Genomic DNA, 21950 nt, shown 5'->3' on the forward strand with positions numbered 1-21950 from the left:
CCTCGCAAGCAAGCGAATGTGCCCGCCACGCTTCCTGTAACTGGATGTGTGTCGGGTTGTTATCGCTTGGAAAACGCTTTGGCGAGGCGCGGATTTAGCGCTTGGCGTGGGATTTGTTGCGGCGCGCCCCATGCTGGCGCGCCGCCTGGTCAGTTCGTCGAGCGCGCCGGCACCTGTAGCCAGACCCGCAGGCCATCGGCCTGGCTGTCGAAGCGCAAGGTGCCAGAGCAGCGCTGGACAATGGCCTGGACGATCGCCAGCCCCAGGCCGCAGCCGCCACTCTGGCCGTGGCGCCAGAAGCGTTCGGTCAGGTGCGCCAGGTCTTGCTCGGCGATGCCCGGGCCATGGTCACGCACCATGAAGCCCACCTGACCGCCCTGAGCCTGCACTTCCAGCTCCACGGCGTCGTCACCGCCATGGCGCAGGGCGTTGTCCAGCAGGTTGCGCAGGGCCGCCACCGCCAGTGGCGCCGGCATGCCCAGGTAGATCTTGGCCGCATCCTCGGGCAGGCGCAGCAGGATACGCCGGTTGTCACCGGCATCCTGAATCGCCTGCAGGGCGACCTGCTCGGCGCTGCACTGCACGCCATCGTCGAACGACAGACTGCCCTCGACCCGTGCCAGCATCAGCAGCTGCTCCAGCGTGCGGTGCATGCGATCGGCGCCCTGCTCGGCATGCTCCAGCGCCTGCTCGCGCACGGCGCCATCGGTCATGCGCGCTACCTGCAGGTGAGTCTTGATCGCCGTCAGCGGGCTGCGCAGTTCATGGGCGGCATCGTCGGTCAGACGGCGTTCGCGCTCGATGGTCTGGGCGATGCGCAGGAACAGCTGGTTCTGGGTCGCGAGCAACGGCTGCAGCTCGCTGGGCAGGCCGGCCACCTGCAGCGGCTCGACGCTGTCGGCGCGACGCCGGCGCAAGGCATCACGCATGCGGTTGAGCGGCTCCAGCCCCTTGCCCAGGCCGATCCACAGCAGCCCCAGGCTGCCCAGCAGGGCCATCAGCACCGGCGCCGAGGCCGCCAACAGGATCGACTGGTTGAGCGCCTCGCGCTCCTGGTGGCGATCGGCGGTGGTAATGCGCACGTCGCCATGGTTGTAGGTGAAGGTGCGCCACGAGGCGCCGTCGATGGTCTGGTCACGAAAGCCGCTGCGCTGGTCGTCCATGCCGCCATCATGCTTGTGGTTGCTGGCAAGGATTTCACCGCGCAGGGAACTGACCTGGCAGGCCATGCCGTCCGGCACGCTGAACTGGTCGGCGGAGAAATGCGCGTCCTGGCCCTTGGCGGTCAAAGGCTGCGGCAACTGGTCGATCAGCCCGGCGACCATGCGCGCCGACGCCACCAGGCGCTGGTCGAGGGAGAACATCATCTGCTGGCGCAGGTCGCGCAGCATCCACGCGGCAGCCAGCACCCAGATGACGATGAAGGCGCTGCCGAGGATCAACGACAGCCGTACCCGCAGGCTCATGGCGCAGCCTCCTCCGGCGCCTGCGCCGGCCCCAGGCGGTAACCCAGCCCACGCACGGTCTCGACGATGCTGTTGCCGAGCTTGCGCCGCAGGTGATGGATATGCACGTTCAACGCGTTGCTTTCGACCTCGTCGCTGAAACCGTAGACACAGTCCTTGAGCTGCTCGCTGGACAGCACCCGCCCGGGATTCTGCAGCAGCGCCTGGAGCAACGCCTGCTCGCGACGCGACAGGTCGACCGGCTGCCCCGCCAGCGTCGCCATGCAACTGCTCGGGTCATAGCACAGTGGGCCATGCTCGATCGCATTGACCGCTCGCCCCGCCACCCGGCGCAACAGCGTGTGCAGGCGCGCGGCCAGCTCGCGAAGGTCGAAGGGCTTGAGCAGGTAGTCGTCGGCGCCGGCCTGCAAGCCATCGACCCGATCGCTGACCGCATCGCGCGCGGTCAGCACCAGCACTGGCAGGGTCAGGCCCTGCTGGCGCAGGCGGCGCAGCAGCTTCAGGCCGTCCTCGTCGGGCAGGCCGAGGTCGAGAATCATCACGTCGAATTGCGCGGTCTGCAGCATCTGCCGGGCCTGTGAGGCGCTGGCGACCCGGTCCACGGTCAGGCCCTGGGCCGAGAGGCCGGCGCAGATGCCGCTGGCGATCAGGTCGTCGTCCTCGCAGAGCAGAACGTGCATGGGGGGTCTCCTGGGTGGGGAAGCTGGCATTGCACAGGGTGGTGATTAAGGGGGGATTATGAACGGGTTTGGAAGAATTCGCCGAAGGGATAGCATTGGGGCGAACAGGGGTTTGACGACAGCCTTGCGGCGCTCTCGAGATCGAGCGCCGCCCGCGCGGCGCATCGCGACGCAAGGCCGCTCCTACATTTGTTTCGGGCCAGTCTCTCCTGTGCCATTACCTGGTCCGCCTTGTTGGCACGACGCGGTTTCAGCGTGGGCGTTGCTGCCGCCCCACATGGCTCAAGGCATGCGCCAAGGCGGGCAGCGGTACTTTCACAGGAATAATTGGCCCGAAACAGATGTAGGAGCGGCCTTGCGTCGCGATGCGCCGCGCGGGCGGCGCTCGATCTCACAGGCGCTGCAAGGCCAACGCCGAACACCCTGAAAAAGCCAACTTAACCTTCAGTTAATAACCCAAGGCCAGCATGGCCCTCTTCAAAGCTCTGCCAAGGCGTCGACATGCGTGTTTTCCTGCTCTTCCTGACATTCCTGCTCGCCGGCCCTCTCCAGGCCAACCCCTTCGCGGTAAAACCAGACTTCCTGCCGGTGAACGAAGCCTTCGTCCTGACCCACGACCGTCTGGAAAACGGCCAGATGCGCCTGCACTTCCAGATCAAGGACGGCTACTACCTCTACCAGAAACGCCTGAAATTCGACGGGCTGCCCGACGGGCAGCACCCCACCCTGCCCCAGGCCGAAAACCATCACGACGAGTTCTTCGGCGACAGTGCCGTGTACCGCACCGAGCTGGAACTACTACTGCCGGCCAGCGCCAGCGGCGAACTGCGCCTGGGCTGGCAAGGCTGCGCGGACGCTGGCCTGTGCTACCCCCCGCAAACCACGCCGATCGCCCTGGGCGGTAACGCCGCGCCTGCCACCACTGCCGACCAGGCCAGCGACCAGGCCCTGGCCAGCAACCTGCAGCAAGCCAGCCTGGGCTGGAGCCTGCTGGCATTCTTCGGCCTGGGCCTGCTGCTCGCCTTCACCCCCTGCTCGCTGCCAATGCTGCCGATCCTTGCCGGACTGGTCATGGGCAACGGCGCCAGCGCTCGCCGCGGCTGGTGGCTGGCAGGGGTCTACGTGCTGAGCATGGCGCTGGTCTACGCCGCGCTGGGGGTGATCGCCGCGCTGCTGGGCGCCAGCCTGCAGGCCTGGCTGCAACAACCCTGGCTGCTGGGCAGCCTGGCCGGCCTGTTCGTGCTGCTCGCCCTGCCGATGTTCGGCGCTTTCGAGCTGCAGTTGCCAGCCTTCCTGCGCGACCGCCTGGACCGCGCCGGACAAGGCACCCGGGGCGGCAACCTGTATGGCGCGGCGCTCTTGGGCGCGCTCTCGGGGCTGCTGCTGGGGCCGTGCATGACCGCGCCGCTGGCCGGCGCGTTGCTGTACATCGCGCAGAGTGGCGACGTGCTGCAAGGCGCGCTGGTGCTGTTCAGCCTCGGGCTGGGCATGGGTGTGCCGCTGCTGCTGCTGGTCACCCTGGGCAACCGCTACCTGCCGCGCCCAGGCGCCTGGATGAACCTGGTCAAGGGGCTGTTCGGCTTCGTGTTCCTGGCCATGGCCCTGTACACCGTGCGCGGCCTGCTGGCCGAAACCCTGGTGCTGGCCCTGGCCGGTGCCTGGCTGATCGCCCTGGGCTGGGCCGCCTGGCCGGCCCTGCAGCGCCTGCCCGCCCTGCGCGCGGTACCGCTGCTGGGTGCCTTGTGGGGCGGCCTGTTGCTGGTGGGTGCCGCCGCTGGCGGCAACGACCCGTGGCAACCGCTGCAGCCCTTCGCCGCCAAGGCTGGCGGTGCCAGCGCCCCGGCCACGACCCATGACGCCTTCGTCACCGTCAGCGCCCCAGCCGACCTGCAACGCGAGCTCGACGCCGCCAAGGCCCGTGGCCAATGGGTGCTGGTGGACTACTATGCCGACTGGTGCGTGTCGTGCAAGGTCATGGAGAAGCAGGTGTTCGGCCGCGCCGACGTCCAGGCCAGCCTGGCCGGCGTGCACCTGCTGCGCCTGGACGTGACGGCCGACTCCCCGGCCAGCCGCGAGCTGCTGCAGCGCTATCAGGTACCCGGCCCGCCCAGCCTGATCTGGGTAGGCCCGGAAGGTGAGGAACGCCGCGCCCGACGCATCACCGGCGAAATCGACGCAGGCGGTTTCCTGCGGCACTGGGCGCAGACCAGGAGCCAAGGCTGATGCTGACCGTCACCCTCGGGCCATTGACCATGGCCCTGAACCACCTGCTGCTGCTCGCGGCACTGGGTATCGCCTGCCTGGTCGGTTGGTGGGCGGCCCGGCGCGGCGGCGAAAATCCGGAATCGGCCCTGTTCAACCTGTTCCTGCTCGGCCTGCTGTTCGCTCGCCTGGGCTTCGTCCTGGCCTACTGGCCGATGTACCGTGACGATCCGCTGCAGATCATCGATATCCGTGACGGTGGCTTCCTGCTCTGGGGTGGCCTGCTGGGTATCGTGCTCGGCACCCTCTGGCAAGGCTGGCGCCGCCCGGGCCTGCGCCGGCCGCTGGGCTGGGCGCTGTTCAGCGGCGCCCTGTTCTGGGGCCTCGGCAGCATGGCCAGCCACCTCTACAGCAAAGGCACGGAGCTGCCGCAGATGGCCCTGCGCGACAGCCGTGGCCAGGCGGTGGCCCTGCACGACTACCGTGGTCGCCCGCTGGTGATCAACATCTGGGCCACCTGGTGCCCACCGTGCCGCCGCGAGATGCCGGTGCTGCAACAGGCCGAGGACGACTATCCCCATGTGACCTTCCTGTTCGTCAACCAGGGCGAGACCCCCGAGAACGTCAGCACCTTCATGGCCACCACCGGCCTGACCCTGTCCAATGTGCTGTTCGACGGCACCGGCGAGCTGGCCCGCAAGGTCGGCTCCATGGCCCTGCCCACCACCCTGTTCTACAACGCCGAAGGGCGGCTGGTCGGCAGTCACCTGGGCGAACTGTCGCGCGCCAGCCTGCGCCACGCCCTGGAACCCTTCGAACGCGACGACGCGCCCGCCCCACAAGGAAACTGACATGCGATTGAATGCGCTACTGCCCCTGACCCTCTCCCTGCTCGCCGCGCCCCTGCTGCACGCCGAGGAATTGCCCAAGGCCATCCAGCAACTGCAGGCCAAGGGCGCCGTGATCAAGGGCAGCTTCGACGCCCCCGACGGCCTGCGCGGCTATGCCGCCGAGTACCACAACAACGGCATCGCCCTGTACCTGACCGCCGATGGCAAGCACGTGCTGGTCGGCAGCCTGTTCGACGAACAAGGCAAGGACCTCAGCGCCGAGCCGCTGGAAAAGCTGGTGTACGCGCCGATGAGCAAGGCGGTGTGGGCGAAGATGGAAAAGACCGCCTGGATTCAGGACGGCAAGGCCGATGCACCGCGCATCGTCTACCTGTTCAGCGACCCCAACTGTCCGTACTGCAACATGTTCTGGCAACAGGCCCGGCCTTGGGTCGATTCAGGCAAGGTGCAGCTGCGCCATATCATGGTCGGCATCATCCGCGAGGACAGCCCGGGCAAATCCGCCGCGCTGCTGGCGGCGAAGGACCCGGCCAAGGCGTTGCAGGAGCACGAGAAGGCCGGCAAGGCGAGCAAGCTCAAGGCGCTGGACAAGGTGCCGGAAGCGGTGCAGAAAAAGCTCGAGGCGAACCTGGCATTGATGGAGGAACTGGGCCTGGCGGCGACGCCAGCGATCTTCTACCAGGATGAGCAGGGACAGCTGCAAAGCCAGCAAGGCGCGCCGCGGCCGGAGATGCTGGGCAAGATCCTCGGCAAGCGCTGAAAACCATCGCGGGGCAAGCCCGCTCCCACGCCACCACATGCATCTCGTGGCGTGGGAGCGGGCTTGCCCCGCGAAAGCCTTTACAGCGCCTCCAGCTCCGCCATCAGGTCGCTCAACCGATCGACCTTGTCCTCGTCCAGCGCGCTGTCGCGCAGCCCCTGTACGTACTCGGCCAACTCCTCCACCGTGCTGCACTCGAACATCGCCCGCAGCGGCACGTTCAGCTGCAGGACCTTCTGCACCCGCGAGGCGATCTGCGTGGCCAGCAGCGAATGCCCGCCCAGTTCGAAGAAGTTGTCGCGCACGCCCACCCGCTCGGCCTTGAGCACATCGGCCCAGATACCGGCGAGGGTCTGCTCCAGCTCGTTGCGCGGCGCCAGGTAGTCCTGGCTGTGCTGGCCGCCGATCTCGATGACTGGCAGCGCCTTGCGGTCGAGCTTGCCATTGGCGTTGTGCGGCAGGCTGTCGAACCAGCCCCAGTGCAGCGGCACCATGTACTCCGGTAGCTCGGCGCGCAGGCGCTGCTTGAGCTGGTCGAGCAACGCGGCATCGGCCGACACACCCTGATGAGCCACCAGATAGCCCACCAGGTGCTTGCCATTGACGCCCTCCTGCACCCCGACCGCGGCATCGCGCAGCTCCGGCTGCTCGTGCAGGCGTGCCTCGATCTCGCCCAGTTCGATGCGGTAGCCACGGATCTTCACCTGATGATCGATCCGACCGACGTACTCCAGCACGCCATCCGGACGGCGGCGGGCCAGGTCGCCTGTGCGGTACAGACGCTCGCCCGGCGCACCGTACGGATGCGGGATGAACGCCTGCGCGGTGCGCAGCGGATCGCCGACATAGCCCCGGCCCACGCCGGTGCCGGCGACACACAGCTCGCCCACGGCGCCCAGCGGTACCAGGGTCTGGTCCTCACCGAGCAGGTACAGGCGGTTGTTGTCGGTCGGCGTGCCGATCGGCAGGTAGCTGCCCTGCGTCGACGCCAGGTCGACGCGGAAGAACGCCACGTCGTCCGAGCACTCCGCCGGGCCGTAGGCATTGACCAGGCCGATCTGCGGATAGCGCTGCAACCACTGCGCGGCCAGCTCCGGCGGCATCGCCTCGCCGGTCGGCAGCATCCAGCGCAGGCCGTCCAGCGCCTGGTGTTCATTGGCGAGCATGCCCTGGATCAGCGACGGCACGCTTTCCAGCACGGTGATGCCGGTGGCCTGCACATGGGCCAGCAAGCCTTGTGGATCATGGGCAATGGCGTTCGGCACGATCTCCACCCTGGCACCGAACAACGGCGCGGCGAGGAACTGCCAGACCGAGATATCGAAGCTCTGTGACGCGGTCTGGGCGATCACGTCCTGCTCGTCCAGCGCCAGGTACGGCACCTTGCTCAACTGGTTGTTGAGCATGCCGCGCTGCTCGACCATCACGCCCTTGGGCAGGCCGGTGGAGCCCGAGGTATAGATCACATAGGCGAGGTTGTCCGGCGTGCTGTGGATACCCGGGTTATGGCTGGCCACGTTGCTCGCCTGCACCTCCTCCCAGACCAGCAGTTTCGGCCGTACCGCACCCGCCACTTCATCGAGCAATTGGCGCGCCTGCTCGGCGCACGCCGCGCTGCACACCAGTACCGGCGTGCGGCTCAGCTCGACGATGCGTTGCAGGCGCGCCGACGGCAGGCCCGGATCCAGCGGCAGGTAACCGGCGCCGGCCTTGAAGCTGCCGACGATCATCCCCAGCAGGGCCAGACCGCGCTCGGCCAGCAGTGCTACCGGCTGGTCGATGGCGACACCCGCCCCGACCAGGGCATGGCCCAGACGGTTGGCCGCAAGGTTCAGCCCGGCGTAGTCGAACGCGGCCTCCTGGCAGCGGGCGACGATGCGCTGCGGATGCGCCGCGACTCGCGCCTCGAACAGCTCGACGTAGCTCTGCTCCAGGGCATAGGCGTGTTCGGTGCGGTTGCATTCCTCGAGCAGGAAGCGCTGCTCGTCGGCACCCAGCAGCGGCAGTTCGTCCACTTCGCCGTCGAAGCCTTGCACCAGCGCCAGCAGCAGGCGCTTGAACTCGGCGAGCAGGCGCTCGACGGTCGGGTAGTCGAAGTAACGCTGGTCGAAGGACAGGTGCAGGCCCAGATCATCGCCCGGGTAGCACACCGCGGTCAGCGGGAAGTTGGTGTGGGTGCGGCCGGAATCCGAGCTGGCGTTCAGGTGCTGGGCATGGTCGAGCACGGCGCTTTCCACCGGCGCGTTCTCGAACACGAACAGGCTGTCGAACAGCGGCTGGCCCTTGGGCAGCTCGCTGCACTCCTGGATCGCCACCAGCGGCAGATACTCGTACTCACGCAGCTGCATATTGCGATCGAGCAGCCCTTGCAGCCATTCACGCACGCTGCCCCGCTCGCCCGGCTGCGGCAAGCGCACACGCAGGGCGATGCTGTTGATGAACAAGCCGACAGTGCGCTGCATCTGCGGCAGGCTCACCGGACGCCCGGCCACGGTGACGCCGAACAGCACATCGCGCTCGCCGCTGTAGCGCGCCAGGGTCAAGGCCCAGGCCGCCTGAGCGAAGGTGTTGACGGTCAGCTGATGGGCCTGGGCCAGCTCGCGCAGCCGCGCGCCCTCGCTGACCTCCAGACGGGTGTAGCAGTCGCCCACCACCATGCCGTCGCCGGCGTGGTCATGGCGCAGCGGACGGTCGCTGGGGATCGCCGTGACGCGCTCGAAACCAGCCAGGTTGGCCTGCCACCACTGACGCGCCTCGTCCAGATCCTGGCGCTGCAGCCAGCTGATGTAGTCGCGGTAGCGCGGCGGCACCGGCAAGCGGGCCAGGCGCCCCTCGCCGAGGGCCTGGTAGATCTCGAAGAAGTCGTTCATCAGCAGTGAGCGGCACCAGGCATCGATGAGGATGTGGTGGTTGCTCATCATGAACCAGTAACGCGCCTCATCCACGCGCACCAGACGCAGATGGAATGGCGCCTCGCGCAGCAGTTCGAAGCCGGCTTCGCGCTCCTGCTTGTGCAGCGCCTGCAGGCGCGCTTCCTGGGCCTGCTCGTCGAGACCACGCCAGTCCTGGTAGTCCACCGCCGTCTTGCCGGGCTTGTGGATGATCTGCAGCATCGCTTCGCCGGCATTCCAGCTGAACGACGCACGCAGGGCCTCATGGCGCGCCACCACGGCTTGCCAGGCCTGGGCGAAGCGCTCAGGGTCCAGGGCGCTGTTGATGCGGTAGCGATCCTGCATGTAGTAGATGCCGGTACCCGGCTCCAGCAGGGTGTGCAGCAGCAGCCCCTCCTGCATCGGCGTCAGCGGGTATACGTCCTCGATCTCGGCGGCCGGGACCGGCAGTGCGTCGATCTGCTCCTGGGTCAGTTGCGCCAGGGGGAAGTCCGACGGGGTGAAGCTGCCGTTGTCCTCGGCCAGGCAGTGCGCGACCAGCGCCAGCAGCTCCTGGCGATAGGCCTCGGCCAGCGCGGCGATGGTCTGCTCGTCATAGCGCTCGGCGCTGAAGCACCAGCGCAGTTGCAGGGCGCCGCCATAGACCTGGCCATCGACGCTCAGCCAGTTGGGCAGTGGCGCGTCCAGGTCGTGCGCCAGCCCTGCCGGCGCATCGAGTGGTTGGAACAGCGCGGCCTCGTCGAACTGCTGATCGAACTGGCCCAGGTAGTTGAAGGTGATGCGCGCCTGCGCCAGCGCGGCCATGCGTTCGCGTCCAGCCTCGTCGGCCAGGTAGCGCAGCACGCCGTAGCCCAGGCCTTTGTGCGGGACCTGGCGCAACTGTTCCTTGATGCCCTTGATCGACGCGTTGCGGGCCGCTTCGTCAGCGCCCGTTGCCGGGCGCAGGCTCAACGGATAGGCACTGGTGAACCAGCCGACGCTGCGGGTCAGGTCCATGTCCTCGAACAGACCATCACGGCCATGACCCTCCAGTTGCACCAGCACCTGCTCGTCACCGCTCCACTGGCACAGGGTGCGCGCCAGGGCGGTCAGCAACAGGTCGTTGACCTGGGTGTGGTAGGCCGCAGGCGCCTGTTGCAGCAGCTGGCGGGTCTGTTCCACGTCCAGTTCGATGGCGACGCTGCGGGCATGGCGGTGCAGGTTGCCACCTTGCGGATGGTCACACGGCAGTTCGCGGCGGGCACTGCCCAGCTGGGCCTCCCACCAGGCCAATTCGTCACGCAGCGAATCGCTGCCGGCGTAGCTGGCCAGGCGCGCGGCCCAGTCGCTCATGGCATGGGTCTTGGCCGCCAGCGCCTGGCCACGGTACAGCGCCTGCAGGTCTTCGAGCAGCACGCGCCAGGACACGCCGTCGACCACCAGGTGATGGATCGCCAGCAGCAGACGTTGCCCGCCCTGGCCGTCGCTGACCAGCAGGGCGCGCAGCAGCGGGCCCTCTGCCAGGTCGAGGCTGCGCTGCACATCGCTGTAAAGCGCCTGGCAGTCGTCGAAATCGGCCACCGTGGCCGTCCACAGCAGCGGCTGGGTGGCCGGCTGGGCGTACTCGCCCTGCCAGCGACCGTTGGCCTGGGCGAAGCGCAGGCGCAGGCTGTCATGCTGCGTCACCAGCGCCGCCAGGGCCCGCTCCAGGGCCTCGGCCTGCAACGGCTGGCGCGCCTCGAGCAACACGGCCTGGTTCCAGTGCTGAGGCTGCGGCACCTCGCTGTCGAAGAACCAATGCTGGATCGGTGTCAGGCCGCTGCGGCCCTGGCGTGGGCCCTGCTCGATGGCGCTCGGCGCCTCGCTGCGTGTGACCACGGCCGCCAAGGTCTGGATGGTCTGGTGCTGGAACAGGTCGCGCGGGGTGAATTGCAAGCCCAGCTGGCGAGCGCGGCTGACCACCTGGATCGACAGGATCGAGTCGCCGCCCAGTTCGAAGAAGTTGTCCTGCACGCCGATGCGCGACAGGTTGAGCACCTCGCGCCAGATCTGCGCCAGTTGCTCTTCCAATGCGTTGGCCGGCGCCTGGTAGTGCTGGTGCGCCTGTTCCAGGTCCGGCGCCGGCAGCGCCCGACGGTCGAGCTTGCCATTGCCCATCAAGGGCAGGCTGTCGAGCAGCACAAGATGCGCCGGCACCATGTAGTCCGGCAGGTGCTGACGGGCGTCAGCCTTGACCGCGTCGCGCAGACGGGCTTGGGCTTCGCTGTCGGCGCCTGCCTGTCGGCAGACCAGGTAGCCCACCAGCTGCTTGCCACCCGGCAGGTCGAGGGCCAGGACTACCGCCTCGTCAACATCGGCGTGCTCCTGCAGGCGGCTTTCGATCTCGCCCAGTTCGATACGGAAACCGCGGATCTTCACCTGCTGGTCGGCACGGCCGACGTACTCCACCTGGCCATCGGCGCGCAGGCGCACCAGGTCGCCGGTGCGGTACAGGCGACCGCCGTCAGGGCTGAACGGGTCAGCGACGAAGCGCTCGGCGCTCAGGCCAGGTCGGTCGTGATAGCCCTGGGCCAGGCCCGCGCCACCGACGTACAGCTCGCCGATGCCGCCTTGCGGCAGCAGGGCCAGGTCTTCGTCGAGGATATAGGCGGTACGGGCACCGATCACCCGGCCGATCGGCACGCTGCCGGCGTCGGCGGGCAAGGTCTCGGGGGCCAGGCACGCCAGCGGCATGACCACGGTCTCGGTCGGACCGTAGGCGTTGAAGAACTGCTGCGGGCCGAATGCCTGACGAATGCGCTGCAGGTGCTCGCCGGTCAGCGCCTCGCCACCGGTGATCACCAGGCGCACCGGCAAGCGCTCGCCCTGCCCGGCCAGGTACTGGGCGAGCTGGCTGCCGTAGCTCGGAGTGAAGCCAAGGATGCTCACCTGCTGCTCGCGCACCAGCTGGCAGATTTCCTCCGCGCCCCATTGTCCCTGGGCACGCAGCACCACGCGGGCGCCGCACAGCAGCGGCGTGAGCAGGCGCTCGCTGGCGGCGTCGAAGTTGATCGAATAGAAATGCAGCTCGCAATCGTCGCTGCGCATGCCAAATGCCTCGATCACCGCCTGGCAGTGCATGGCGATCTCGCCATGGCTGACCACCACGCCCTTGGGCTTGCCGGTGGAGCCGGAGGTGTAGATCAGGTAGGCCTGGTGCTGCGGCACATTCAAGTTGTCCAGCGGCGCGTCGCTGAAAGCCGACAGGCTCGCGGCATCGTCTTCGAGGCTCCAGCGGGCCACGCCATCGGGCAACTCGCCCAGGCTGTCGAGCAGGGCGCGCTGGCCGATCAGCAGGCCCAGGCGGCTGTCTTCGATCATGTAGCGCAGGCGGTCGAGCGGGTACTCCGGGTCCAGCGGCACATAGGCGCCGCCGGCCTTGAGGATGGCCAGCAGGCCGATGACCATTTCCAGCGAGCGCTCCAGCGCCAGGCCCACGCGCACTTGCGGGCCGACTCCGCGTTCACGCAGGGCGCGCGCCAGGCGGTTGGCCTGCTGGTCCAGCTCGGCGTAGCTCAGGTGGTTGCCGGCGAAGGTCAGCGCCAGGGCTTGCGGGGTGCGCTCGGCCTGGGCAGCGAACAGCCCATGCACGGTACGGTCGAGTTCGAAGTCCTGCTCGCCCTGCAGTTGGCCGATCAGCACCTGCTGCTCGGCCTCGGCCAGCATCGGCAACTCGCACAGACGCTGCTGCGGATTGTCCAGCAGCGCCACCAGCAACTGCTGCCAGTGCTCGGCCATGCGCGCAATGCGCGGCTCATCGAACAGGTCGCGGCTGTAGGTGAAGCAGCAGCCCAGACGGCCGTCGAGGTCGGTGACCTCCAGGTACAGGTCGAACTTGGTGGCGCTGGCGTCGTTGACCAGGTAGTCCACCTGCATGCCCACCAGCTCGCGGCTCTGCTGGAAGGCCCAGCGCTGTACGTTGCACATGACCTGGAACAGCGGGTTGTAGGCACTCGAGCGTGGCGGCTGCAGGGCTTCGACCAGCTGTTCGAACGGCAGGTCCTGGTGTGACTGGCCATCGATGATGGTCTGGCGTACCTGATCGAGCAGCGCGCGGGCGCTCATCTGCCCATCCAGTTCGCAGCGCAGTACCTGGGTATTGAGGAAGGCACCGATCAGCCCTTCGCTTTCAGGACGGATGCGGTTGGCCACCGGCGCGCCGATGCGCAGGTCGCGCTGGCCACTGTAGCGGTGCAGCAGCGCGGCCAGGGTGGCGGTCATGGTCATGAACAAGGTCAGGCCATGTTGGCTGTTGAAGGCGTGCACGCGCTGAACCAGCGCCGGGTCCAGGTCGAAGCGGTACAGCTCGCCACGGTGGCTCTGCACCGCCGGACGCGCTCGGTCGGCCGGCAGCGCCAGCACCGGGTGCTCGTCACCCAGACGGTCTTTCCAGTAGGCCAGCTGACGCTCGCCCTCGCCGCTCTCCAGCCACTGGCGCTGCCAGACGCTGTAGTCCAGGTACTGCACCGGCAGCGGCGCCAGCGGCGACTCACGCTCGTCGACGAAGGCTTCGTAGAGCTCGCCCAGCTCGCGGGCGAAGATGTCCATGGCCCAGCCTTCGGTGACGATGTGGTGCAAGGTCAGCACGAAGTAGTGCTCGCGCTCGCCGGCCTTGACCAGGCAGGCGCGCAGCAGCGGACCACGCTCCAGGTCGAACGGCTGGTGCGCCTGGGCGTCGGCCAGTTGTTGCAGCCGCTGCTGGCGAACCTCGGCGGCGTCGCTGCTGAAGTCATGCCAATCCAGGTGCAGGCTGCTGTCGTCGGCCACGCACTGGTAAGGCTTGCCATCGATGCTCGGGAACGTGGTGCGCAGGGTCTCGTGGCGCACGATCAGCGCTTGCAGGGCACGCTCGAAGGCGTCCACATGCAGCACGCCCTTGAAGCGGGCCATGCCGCCGACGTTGTAGGCGGGGCTGTCCGGTTCCATCTGCCAGAGGAACCACATGCGCTGCTGCGAATAGGACAGCGGCACCGCCTGGCGACGGTCGACCCGGGCGATCGCGCCCTGCAAGTTGCGCTCGCCGCTGGCTTGCAGGCGGGCGATCTCGGCGCAGAAGGCGCCCAGCTCGCTGGCCTCGAACAAGGCCTTGAGCGGCAGTTCGACATCCAGCGCCTGACGGGTGCGCGAAACGATCTGGGTAGCCAGCAACGAGTGGCCGCCGAGGGCGAAGAAGTCATCCTGCAGGCCGACCTGGGGCAGGTTCAGCACTTCGCGCCAGATCGCCGCGACCTGGCACTGCAACGCACCCTGCGGTTCGACATGCTCACGCTGCTGCCAGACAGGCGCCGGCAATGCCTTGCGTTCGACCTTGCCGCTCGGCCCCAGGGGCATCTGCGCCAGATGGATCAGTTGCGCCGGCACCATGTAGGCCGGCAGTCGCTCGGCCAGGGTGGCCAGCAGCACGGCGGTCTGTTCGCTACCGCTGTAATAGCCGACCAGCTGGGCGCCCACGGCGTCCTGGTGAATCAGCACCAGCGCCTGCTCGACGCCCGGCTGCGCCAGCAACACGGCCTGCACCTCCTCGGGCTCGACGCGGAAACCACGCACCTTCACCTGCTGGTCGAGGCGGCCAAGGTATTCCAACGCCTCGCTTTGCACATGCCAGCGCGCCCGGTCGCCGCTGCGGTACAGGCGCTCACCGTCGCCGTCCGGCTGGGGCACGAAGCGCTCGGCGGTGAGCCCGGGACGTCCCAGGTAGCCGCGGGCCAGGCCTGCGCCACCCAGGCACAGTTCGCCCGGCACACCGGGGACGGTCAGCTCGAATTCATCATCCAGCACCCGGCACAGCACATTGCCCAGTGGGCGACCGATCGGCGAGCGTTCGCCGTCGCTGGCCTGGCAATGCCAGTGGGTGACGTTGATCGCGGTTTCGGTCGGGCCGTAGCGGTTGTGCAGCCGCACCTGTGGCAACAGTTGCAGGGCGCGGTCTCGCAGCGCCGCCGGCAACGCCTCGCCCCCCGAGAACAGCCGGCGCAGGCTGGTGCAACCGGCAGCCAAAGGCTCCTGCACGAATACCTGCAGCAGCGGCGGCACGAAGTGCAAGGTGGTCACCTGATGCTGCTGGATCAACTGGGCGATGCGTTGCGGATCACGGTGCTCGCCGGGACCGGCCAGCACCAGCCGGCAGCCGGTGACCAGCGGCCAGAAGCATTCCCAGACCGATACGTCGAAGCTGATCGGCGCCTTCTGCATCAGCACGTCGCTGGCGTCCAGCGCGTAGGTGGCCTGCATCCATTGCAGACGCTCGGCCAGCGCGGCGTGGGTATTGCCCACGCCCTTGGGTTGGCCGGTGGAGCCGGAGGTGTAGATCACATAGGCGAGGTTGTCGCCGTGCAGGTGCAGGCCCGGGGCCTGGCTCGGCCAGCTGTCCAGGTGCAACTGGTCGAGGGCGATGGCACTGACGCCATCGACCTGCGGCAGCTTGTCGAGCAGGGCGCTGTGGCTGAGCAGCAGGCTGGCCTGGCAGTCGCCGAGCATGTAGGCCAGGCGTTCGGCGGGATAGTCGGTGTCCAGCGGCACATAGGCGCCACCGGCCTTGAGAATGGCCAGCAAGCCGACCAGCAACTGTGGCGAACGCTCCAGGGCGATGGCCACGCGGGTGTCCGGGCCGACGCCCTTGTCGCGCAGGTAGTGCGCCAGACGGTTGGCTTGCTGGTGCAGCGTGGCATAGTCGAGCTGGCCGCCCGCCCATACCAGCGCAACGCGTTCGGGGGTGAGGCGAGCCTGTTCATTGAGTTGCTCGACCAGCAGATGCTGGGGGCGAGCGCCCGGTGCCTGGCCCCAGTCCGACAGCTGCGCACGGCTCTGCTCATCGAGCAGCTGCACCTCGCCCAGGGCCAGTTGCGGCTGGGCAGCAACCTGCGCCAGCAATGCCAGCAAGTGGTTGGCCAGGCGCTTGACGGTGCTGGCTTCGAACAGCTCGGCGGCGTAGTCGAGCGCCAGCGTCAGGCGCCCTTGATGATCCTCCTCGCTGTGCAGCTGCAAATCGAACTTGGCTTCGCGGCTGTGCCACGACAGCTCTTCGGCCAGCAGACCGGGCAAACGGCGCAAGGCCGACAGGTCGCGTTGCTGGTGGTTGAACATGACCTGGAACAGACCCTGCTCGCGGGCCTCGGGCATGGCTTCGAGCAATTGCTCGAAAGGCAGGTCCTGATGGGCCTGGGCCTCCAGGGTCGCTTGGCGCACCTGGCCGAGCAGCTGCGCGAACGGCAGGCGGCCATCGAGCTCGGCGCGCAGTACCTGGGTGTTGATGAAGAAGCCGACCATGCCCTGGGTTTCCAGACGTGGACGGTTGGCGTTGGGCACGCCGACGCGAATGTCGCCCTGGCCGGTGTAGCGGTGCAGCAGTGCCTGCCAGCCGGCCAGCAAGACCATGAACAGGCTGGCCTGCTGGTCACGGGCAAGGTCTTTCAGGGTCGTGGTCAGCGCGGCAGGCACTTTCACGCTCAAGCGCGCGGCACGCTGGTCACGCAGGCTGGCACGCGGCTGATCGGTGCACAGATCGAGTACCGGCAGCTCGTCGCCGAGCCTGGCTTTCCAGTAGTCGAGCTGGCGCGCCGCCTCGCCTTCAGCCAGCCACTGGCGCTGCCAGATGCCATAGTCGGCGTAGCCCAGAGACAGCTCGGGCAGGTTCACGGCCTGCCCTTGGGCGGCGTACAGGCGAGCGAACTCATCGAGCAGAATGTTCAGCGACCAGCCATCGGCGACAATGTGGTGCAGGGTCACCCACAACTGGTGCTGATCGTCGTCCAGGCGCGCCAGGGTCACCCGCAGCAACGGTCCGACACGCAGGTCGAATGGCTGCCGGGCTTCGTGTTCGCGACGCGCCGTCACTTCGGCGCTGTCCAGACCTTCCAGGTCGAGGCGCCGCAGGCTGAACGGCTGGCTCGGCAGGATGCGCTGCAGCGCCTGGCCATCGACTTCGTCGAACAGCGTGCGCAGGGATTCATGACGCGCCACCAGGGCCTGGAAGCTGGCTTCGAGCGCGGCTTCGTCCAGCTCGCCGCGCAGGTGCAGGCCCGCCGGGATGTTATAGGCGGCGGACTGCGGCTCCAGCTGCCACAGCAGCCACAACCGGTTCTGCGCCAGAGACTGCGGCACAGCCTGGTCACGGCGCAGGGTCGCGACAGGCCCGACGGCGCTGCCGCCGTCGGCGAGGATCGCCGCCACCGCGGCGGTGTATTCGGCCAGGGTCGGCGCTTCGAACAGGGTACGCAGGCCGAGCGTGATGCACAATTCGTCACCCAGGCGCGCGCAGACCTGGGTGGCGGCGATGGAGTTGCCGCCCAGCAGCAGGAAATGATCGTCCGCCGCCACCGCCTCGACCTTGAGCAGCTCACGCCAGATGCCCGCGATGCGTGCCTGCAGGTCATCCCCCATCACCGTCTCGCCCTTGGCTGGCGCCGCAGCCGGGAAACGGGCATAGATATCCAGGCTGCCGTCATTCATGCGCAGGCGGCAGGCCGAACGTTGCAGCTTGCCGCTGGATGTCTTGGGCAGCGCGCCCGGATTGAGCAACAGCACCACCGCCGGCGCCTGACGGCAGGCGTCGGCGATGACCCGGCGCACGGTGTTGATCAGTGCCTCGGGCGTGTGCGCCTTCTGCACGTTGCGGCTGATCTCGACCGCCACGCCGATCCCCTCCTCGCCTTGGTCGTCGACGGCGAACACCGCCACACGCCCTTTGCGCAGCACATCGACCTCACGCTCGAGGGTCTTCTCCAGGTCCTGCGGGTAGAGGTTCTGGCCACGGACGATGAGCATGTCCTTCAGGCGACCGGTGACGAACACTTCACCGTCGCGCATGAAGCCCAGGTCGCCGGTACGCAGCCAGGTCTGGCCATCCTTCTCGACAAAGGTCCGCGCGCTGGCCTCGGGGTTGCGCCAGTAGCCCAGGGCGATGCTCGGGCCACCGGCCCAGATCTCGCCGACCTGATTGTCACCCAGCACCTCCAGGCGCTGCGGCTCGACGATGCGTACCGGATGGTCCGGCTGTGGGTAGCCGCAGCTCATCAGCACGCTGCCCGCCCCCGGCTCGGCGCGGTTGGCGGCGAACGCCTCGGCATCCAGCTCCAGGGCGCCGATGCCCTGGCCACGACGGCTGCCGCTGACGAACAGGGTGGCCTCGGCCAGGCCATAGCTGGCGAAGAAGCTGCCGGCGGCGAATCCGCAAGCGGAAAATTTTTCGGCGAAGGTATCGAGGCTGTCCTGGCGGATCGGCTCGGAGCCCGAATAGGCCACGCGCCAGCGACTCAGGTCGAGGCCAGCGAGCGCCGCCTCGCTGACCCGCTCGCTGCACAGCCGATAGGCGAAATCCGGACCGCCACTGATGGTGCCGCCGTACTCGCTGATCGCCTGCAGCCAGCGCAGCGGCCGGGCCAGGAAATAGCCCGGCGACATCAGCACGCAAGGCACGCCGCTGAAGATCGGCTGCAGCAAGCCGCCAATCAGGCCCATGTCGTGGTACAGCGGCAGCCAGCTGACGATCACGTCGTCCGGGTTCAGGTCGATGCCGAAGCCATGGCGGATCAGTTGCTCGTTGGCCACCAGGTTGCCATGGCTGACCTGTACCCCCTTGGGCAACGCGGTGGAGCCTGAGGTGTACTGCAGGAAGGCGATGTCGCGGCCTTCGAGGCTCGGTGCCTGCCACTGGTCGGCCAGTTGCGGCTCCAGGCGGTCGACGGCCAGCAGGGCCGGGGCGTTGTCCCCAGCCAGGGCTTCGAGGCCCTGCAAACTGTCACACAGCGCTTCTACCGTCAGCAGCAGACGCGGTTCGGCGTCGGCGATGATCGACAGCAGGCGCTCCTGGTGGTGTTGGCGCGAAGACTCCGGCGGATAGGCCGGTACCGCGATCACTCCGGCATACAGGCAACCGAAAAACGCCGCCACATAGTCCGGACCACTGGGAAACAGCAGCACGGCACGCTCGCCGAAACCGGCCCGGGCCTGCAGCGCCGCGGCAATGGTCCGCGCGCGCTGGTCGAGGTCCCGATAGCTGAGCACTGCCTGTTCGCCGGGCGCATCGGCGAGAAAGCGCAAGGCGATCCGCTCCGGGGTCTGGGCGGCGCGCTGTGCCAGGGCCTGGACCAGCGAGTGCGGGAGTTCGAAGGCGTCCGTCATGGAATGTTCCTGCCAGTGTCTGGGTGAGTCGTGCCTGGCTGGCCCCGCACATGACAGGCGGGCAGCGCTCGGCAGCTGGATGTACACAGGGGAACGGATGGACAGCGGAAGAAATTAGGGCCGCCGGGCTGCCCGGAGCAGACGGGCGAGAGGCGAAAAGTTGACCTGCTTCACAGGTATTCGCTTAGAACTGAAACCTATCGAAACTCATTAACTTTCGTATTTGACAATCATTATCATTACGAATAGTTTGTCGCACGTCGTAGGAAGCCTCCCTCTGGGATGTGCTCCCTTTCCCCTCAGAGACAAGGTGATTTCCATGGCGGAACAACTATCCACAAGTAAGTGCGATTCACCATTACTCCAGGCGTTCGTCGACAATCGCAGCATTCTGGTGAAGATCGCAGCCCGTATCACTGGCTGCCGGTCCCGCGCGGAAGATGTGGTGCAGGACGCGTTCTTCCGGCTCAGCGCCGCCCCGCAGATCACCTCGTCGTTCAAGGCCCAGCTCAGTTACCTGTTCCAGATCGTGCGCAACCTGGCCATCGATCACTACCGCAAGCAGGCCATGGAACTGAGGTACTCCGGCAGCGAAGAGGAAGGGCTCAACGTGGTCATCCAGAACGCTTCGCCCGAAGCCACGCACATCAACCTCGCCACCCTCGAGCACATCGCCGACGCGCTCAACGAACTGCCCCAGCGCACCCGCTATGCCTTCGAGATGTATCGCCTGCATGGCGTGCCACAGAAAGACATCGCCAAGGAGCTGGGTGTATCGCCGACGCTGGTCAACTTCATGATCCGCGATGCACTGATCCATTGCCGCAAGAGCAGCCGCCAGGGCTGAGAGACCCTTCCACCCGCTCCCCGATACCTGCGGGAGCGGGCTTGCCCGCGAAAAATCCCACCCGTTATCAGACCAGCTTGCAGCGATCGAAGAACTGCTCGCGCCCCAGGATCATCAACGCCGCGCGCTTGTGCGGGAAATCGAACTCTTTCTCGCAGTGGAAGCACTGGTCGTGCATGTAGCCGATCATCTTGCCGTTGTCGGCGCGCGGCTCGGCCACCACACGCTGGGTGCGCGGATCATCGAGGAACAGGTAGTGCACCAGCGCCGACAGCCAGCTGGCCACCTTGTGCGGGCCTCGGTGCGCCTCCTCCCCGACCAGCATGTGAACACCGCGATCATAGTCATCGGCCGGATAGAACGGCGCGATGCGGTCTTCCTTGGCCCAGTAGGCTTCGAAGTAGGCAAAGGGCTCGTCATCGAAACAACCGACCAAGGTCAGGGTGTGCGGGTCCGCGTCCAGCTTGGCCAGGTACTCGCGGTGCTGCGCCAGCGTTCCACCTTCCTGCCAGAACTGCACGACGCGCGGGTTGTTCTGCCAGCGGTTGAACCGCTCGAGGTCCTGTTCGATCTCCAGGGTGCGCAACGACACCCAGGCGCCCAGGCGCGCATCGAAACGCCGGTACACTTCGCCGCGGGGCTTGGGCGCCCGGCGCGGGTGGCGCTTGCCGTTGCTGATCAGCATCTGCTGCGGATAACCCCCGGAGACCGACTCGCCCAGCCAGGGTTGCGGCAATTGCCAGAACAGGGTGCGTTCGCACAGGTACTGACCAGGTTGCTCGCTCGGCAGCAGCAGACCGCTGGCCAGCGCCCCAGGCAGCGGCCGTGGCAACAGCCAGACCAATCGCTGGCAGCCCGGATCACGCGACAACAGCCAGTAGCAGGCCGCCCACAGCGCCTGTTCGGGACGCTCCGGACAGATTTCTTCGAGGTGGACTTCAAGGGCATCGGCCGGTACCAGGCGAGCCTGGATCAGGGGACGCCCTTCAAGGGTCAGGCTGAGGCGGCAATCGGCCTCGTCGGCCTGCAGACTGCGCCAGCGTGGCGCGCAAAGGGGCTGCGAAGCGGCATCGAACGGCATGGTCATGGCTCACGGGAAATGTAAGAAAGGCTCACACCAGAGAACGTGGCCACCCCCGCGGAATTTAGTCGCGCGGTGCTTCGACGGTGATCTGGTAAGGCTGGAAAATACGCAGCAGCTCGCCATTTTCACGCAGCCGGCGCAGCAGCGCGGCGAACGCCTCGGGGCTGATCGACGCACCAGGACGCAGTAACGCGTAGTGGTGGTACACCTGGTCGACGCGCTGCGAGGGCATCAGCCGAGCGTCGCTTTCGGGATTGCGTCTGAGGAAATCGCTGAGGTAGGAACGCGTGACCAGGGCGATGTCGGCACGCTCGCGTTCGACCATGCTCAGGTTGCTGTCGTGGGAATAGGTCAGGGTCGCCCGGTAGCGCTTCTTGAGGTAGGCCGGGTCGGGGTTGAAGTCGGCGAAGGCATAGTGGTAGCCGTTGAACAGCGCCAGGCGCTTGCCGTCGAGGTCGTCGAAGTAATGCTGGTCACGCCCCGCCTGCTGGCGGGCGACGAAGATCTCGGCATCCTCCAGCCCCATGTCCACGGCCTTGTGCTCGATGCCCTGCCAGCCCCATTGCGGATTTTCGAAGATCGCCATGTCGGTACGGCCTTGCTGGAAATCGCCAAACCGCCGCGGGATCGAAGTGGGCACCAACACGAAACGGTAATCGCTCTGCAACCGGTTCAACGCATCCACCAGTTGCGGCAGCAGGCCGGTGTCTGCGCCTTGCTCCGGACGCACGGTGTAAGGTGGAAAATGCGCCGCGCCGATCTTCACCTCCAGGGCCTCCCCGGCCCGCGCCCCGGTACTCAGCGACAGCGCGGCAAACAACAGCAGGAAGGACAGTGGCTTGAGGCTGGACAATGGGATCAAGTGGAAACACTCATCACGGTGGGGCCTGGATGCGCCTAAGCTAGGCGTTTTCCCACACAGGCACAACCGCCGAATATGCCAAAGTGCCAGGGGATGCCGTGCGCGTCGAGTTTGGCTACGCTCTACAGGCCTGCATGTTCGACAAGCACGCAGGCCACTGTGCATTGATA

General features: G+C 67.2%; 9 protein-coding genes. 4 read left to right on the forward strand and 5 right to left on the reverse strand.

Annotated elements, in window-relative coordinates:
- Positions 1-149: 149 nt before the first annotated feature.
- The gene (locus tag N5D48_RS10815) at positions 150-1466 is read right to left on the reverse strand and encodes an ATP-binding protein (RefSeq protein WP_279883957.1); all 1317 of its coding nucleotides are present in this window, start codon (positions 1464-1466) and stop codon (positions 150-152) included.
- The gene (locus tag N5D48_RS10820) at positions 1463-2146 is read right to left on the reverse strand and encodes a response regulator transcription factor (protein ID WP_279883959.1); all 684 of its coding nucleotides are present in this window, start codon (positions 2144-2146) and stop codon (positions 1463-1465) included. Before N5D48_RS10820 ends, N5D48_RS10815 begins: the two co-directional genes overlap by 4 nt.
- Before the next feature lie 501 nt (positions 2147-2647).
- Here N5D48_RS10820 and dsbD point away from each other — a divergent pair.
- From dsbD to dsbG, 3 genes are read left to right on the forward strand one after another with little or no spacing between them, the layout of a single operon-like run.
- Positions 2648-4369, forward strand: coding sequence for a protein-disulfide reductase DsbD (dsbD, locus tag N5D48_RS10825; protein ID WP_279883961.1), 1722 nt, complete (start codon positions 2648-2650; stop codon positions 4367-4369).
- Complete coding sequence (locus N5D48_RS10830) at positions 4369-5199, forward strand: TlpA disulfide reductase family protein (RefSeq protein WP_279883963.1); 831 nt, start codon at positions 4369-4371, stop codon at positions 5197-5199. Before dsbD ends, N5D48_RS10830 begins: the two co-directional genes overlap by 1 nt.
- A gap of 1 nt (position 5200) precedes the next feature.
- The gene (gene dsbG / locus N5D48_RS10835; RefSeq protein WP_279883965.1) at positions 5201-5959 is read left to right on the forward strand and encodes a thiol:disulfide interchange protein DsbG; all 759 of its coding nucleotides are present in this window, start codon (positions 5201-5203) and stop codon (positions 5957-5959) included.
- An 80-nt stretch (positions 5960-6039) separates the two neighbouring features.
- Here dsbG and N5D48_RS10840 read toward each other — a convergent pair whose 3' ends face one another.
- Entirely contained in the window at positions 6040-18987 is a 12948-nt protein-coding gene (locus N5D48_RS10840; RefSeq protein ID WP_279883967.1) for a non-ribosomal peptide synthetase, read from the reverse strand.
- Between the two features lie 319 nt (positions 18988-19306).
- Between N5D48_RS10840 and N5D48_RS10845 the strand changes: the two genes are divergently transcribed.
- Positions 19307-19834, forward strand: a complete 528-nt coding sequence (locus tag N5D48_RS10845) for an RNA polymerase factor sigma-70 (RefSeq protein ID WP_279804531.1) — start codon at positions 19307-19309, stop codon at positions 19832-19834.
- 67 nt (positions 19835-19901) lie between these two features.
- Here the strand turns inward: N5D48_RS10845 and N5D48_RS10850 are convergent, their stop codons facing one another.
- The gene (locus N5D48_RS10850; protein ID WP_279883969.1) at positions 19902-20915 is read right to left on the reverse strand and encodes a GNAT family N-acetyltransferase; all 1014 of its coding nucleotides are present in this window, start codon (positions 20913-20915) and stop codon (positions 19902-19904) included.
- Positions 20916-20979: 64 nt separating this feature from the next.
- Positions 20980-21780 carry a transporter substrate-binding domain-containing protein gene (locus tag N5D48_RS10855; protein WP_279883971.1) on the reverse strand — a complete coding sequence of 267 codons (801 nt, stop codon included), beginning with the start codon at positions 21778-21780 and terminating at the stop codon, positions 20980-20982.
- Between the last annotated feature and the right edge of the window lie 170 nt (positions 21781-21950).

Origin of the sequence: Pseudomonas sp. GD03858, assembly GCF_029840925.1 — a bacterium.
In the GTDB taxonomy this organism is placed as follows: domain Bacteria; phylum Pseudomonadota; class Gammaproteobacteria; order Pseudomonadales; family Pseudomonadaceae; genus Aquipseudomonas.

Bases quoted from the DNA above. Each gene is read 5' to 3' on its own strand.
- N5D48_RS10845 (WP_279804531.1), top strand. From the start codon at position 19,307: ATGGCGGAACAACTATCCACAAGTAAGTGCGATTCACCATTACTCCAG.
- N5D48_RS10850 (WP_279883969.1), bottom strand. From the start codon at position 20,915: ATGCCGTTCGATGCCGCTTCGCAGCCCCTTTGCGCGCCACGCTGGCGC.
- N5D48_RS10815 (WP_279883957.1), bottom strand. From the start codon at position 1,466: ATGAGCCTGCGGGTACGGCTGTCGTTGATCCTCGGCAGCGCCTTCATC.
- dsbG (WP_279883965.1), top strand. From the start codon at position 5,201: ATGCGATTGAATGCGCTACTGCCCCTGACCCTCTCCCTGCTCGCCGCG.
- N5D48_RS10840 (WP_279883967.1), bottom strand. From the start codon at position 18,987: ATGACGGACGCCTTCGAACTCCCGCACTCGCTGGTCCAGGCCCTGGCA.
- N5D48_RS10820 (WP_279883959.1), bottom strand. From the start codon at position 2,146: ATGCACGTTCTGCTCTGCGAGGACGACGACCTGATCGCCAGCGGCATC.
- N5D48_RS10830 (WP_279883963.1), top strand. From the start codon at position 4,369: ATGCTGACCGTCACCCTCGGGCCATTGACCATGGCCCTGAACCACCTG.
- dsbD (WP_279883961.1), top strand. From the start codon at position 2,648: ATGCGTGTTTTCCTGCTCTTCCTGACATTCCTGCTCGCCGGCCCTCTC.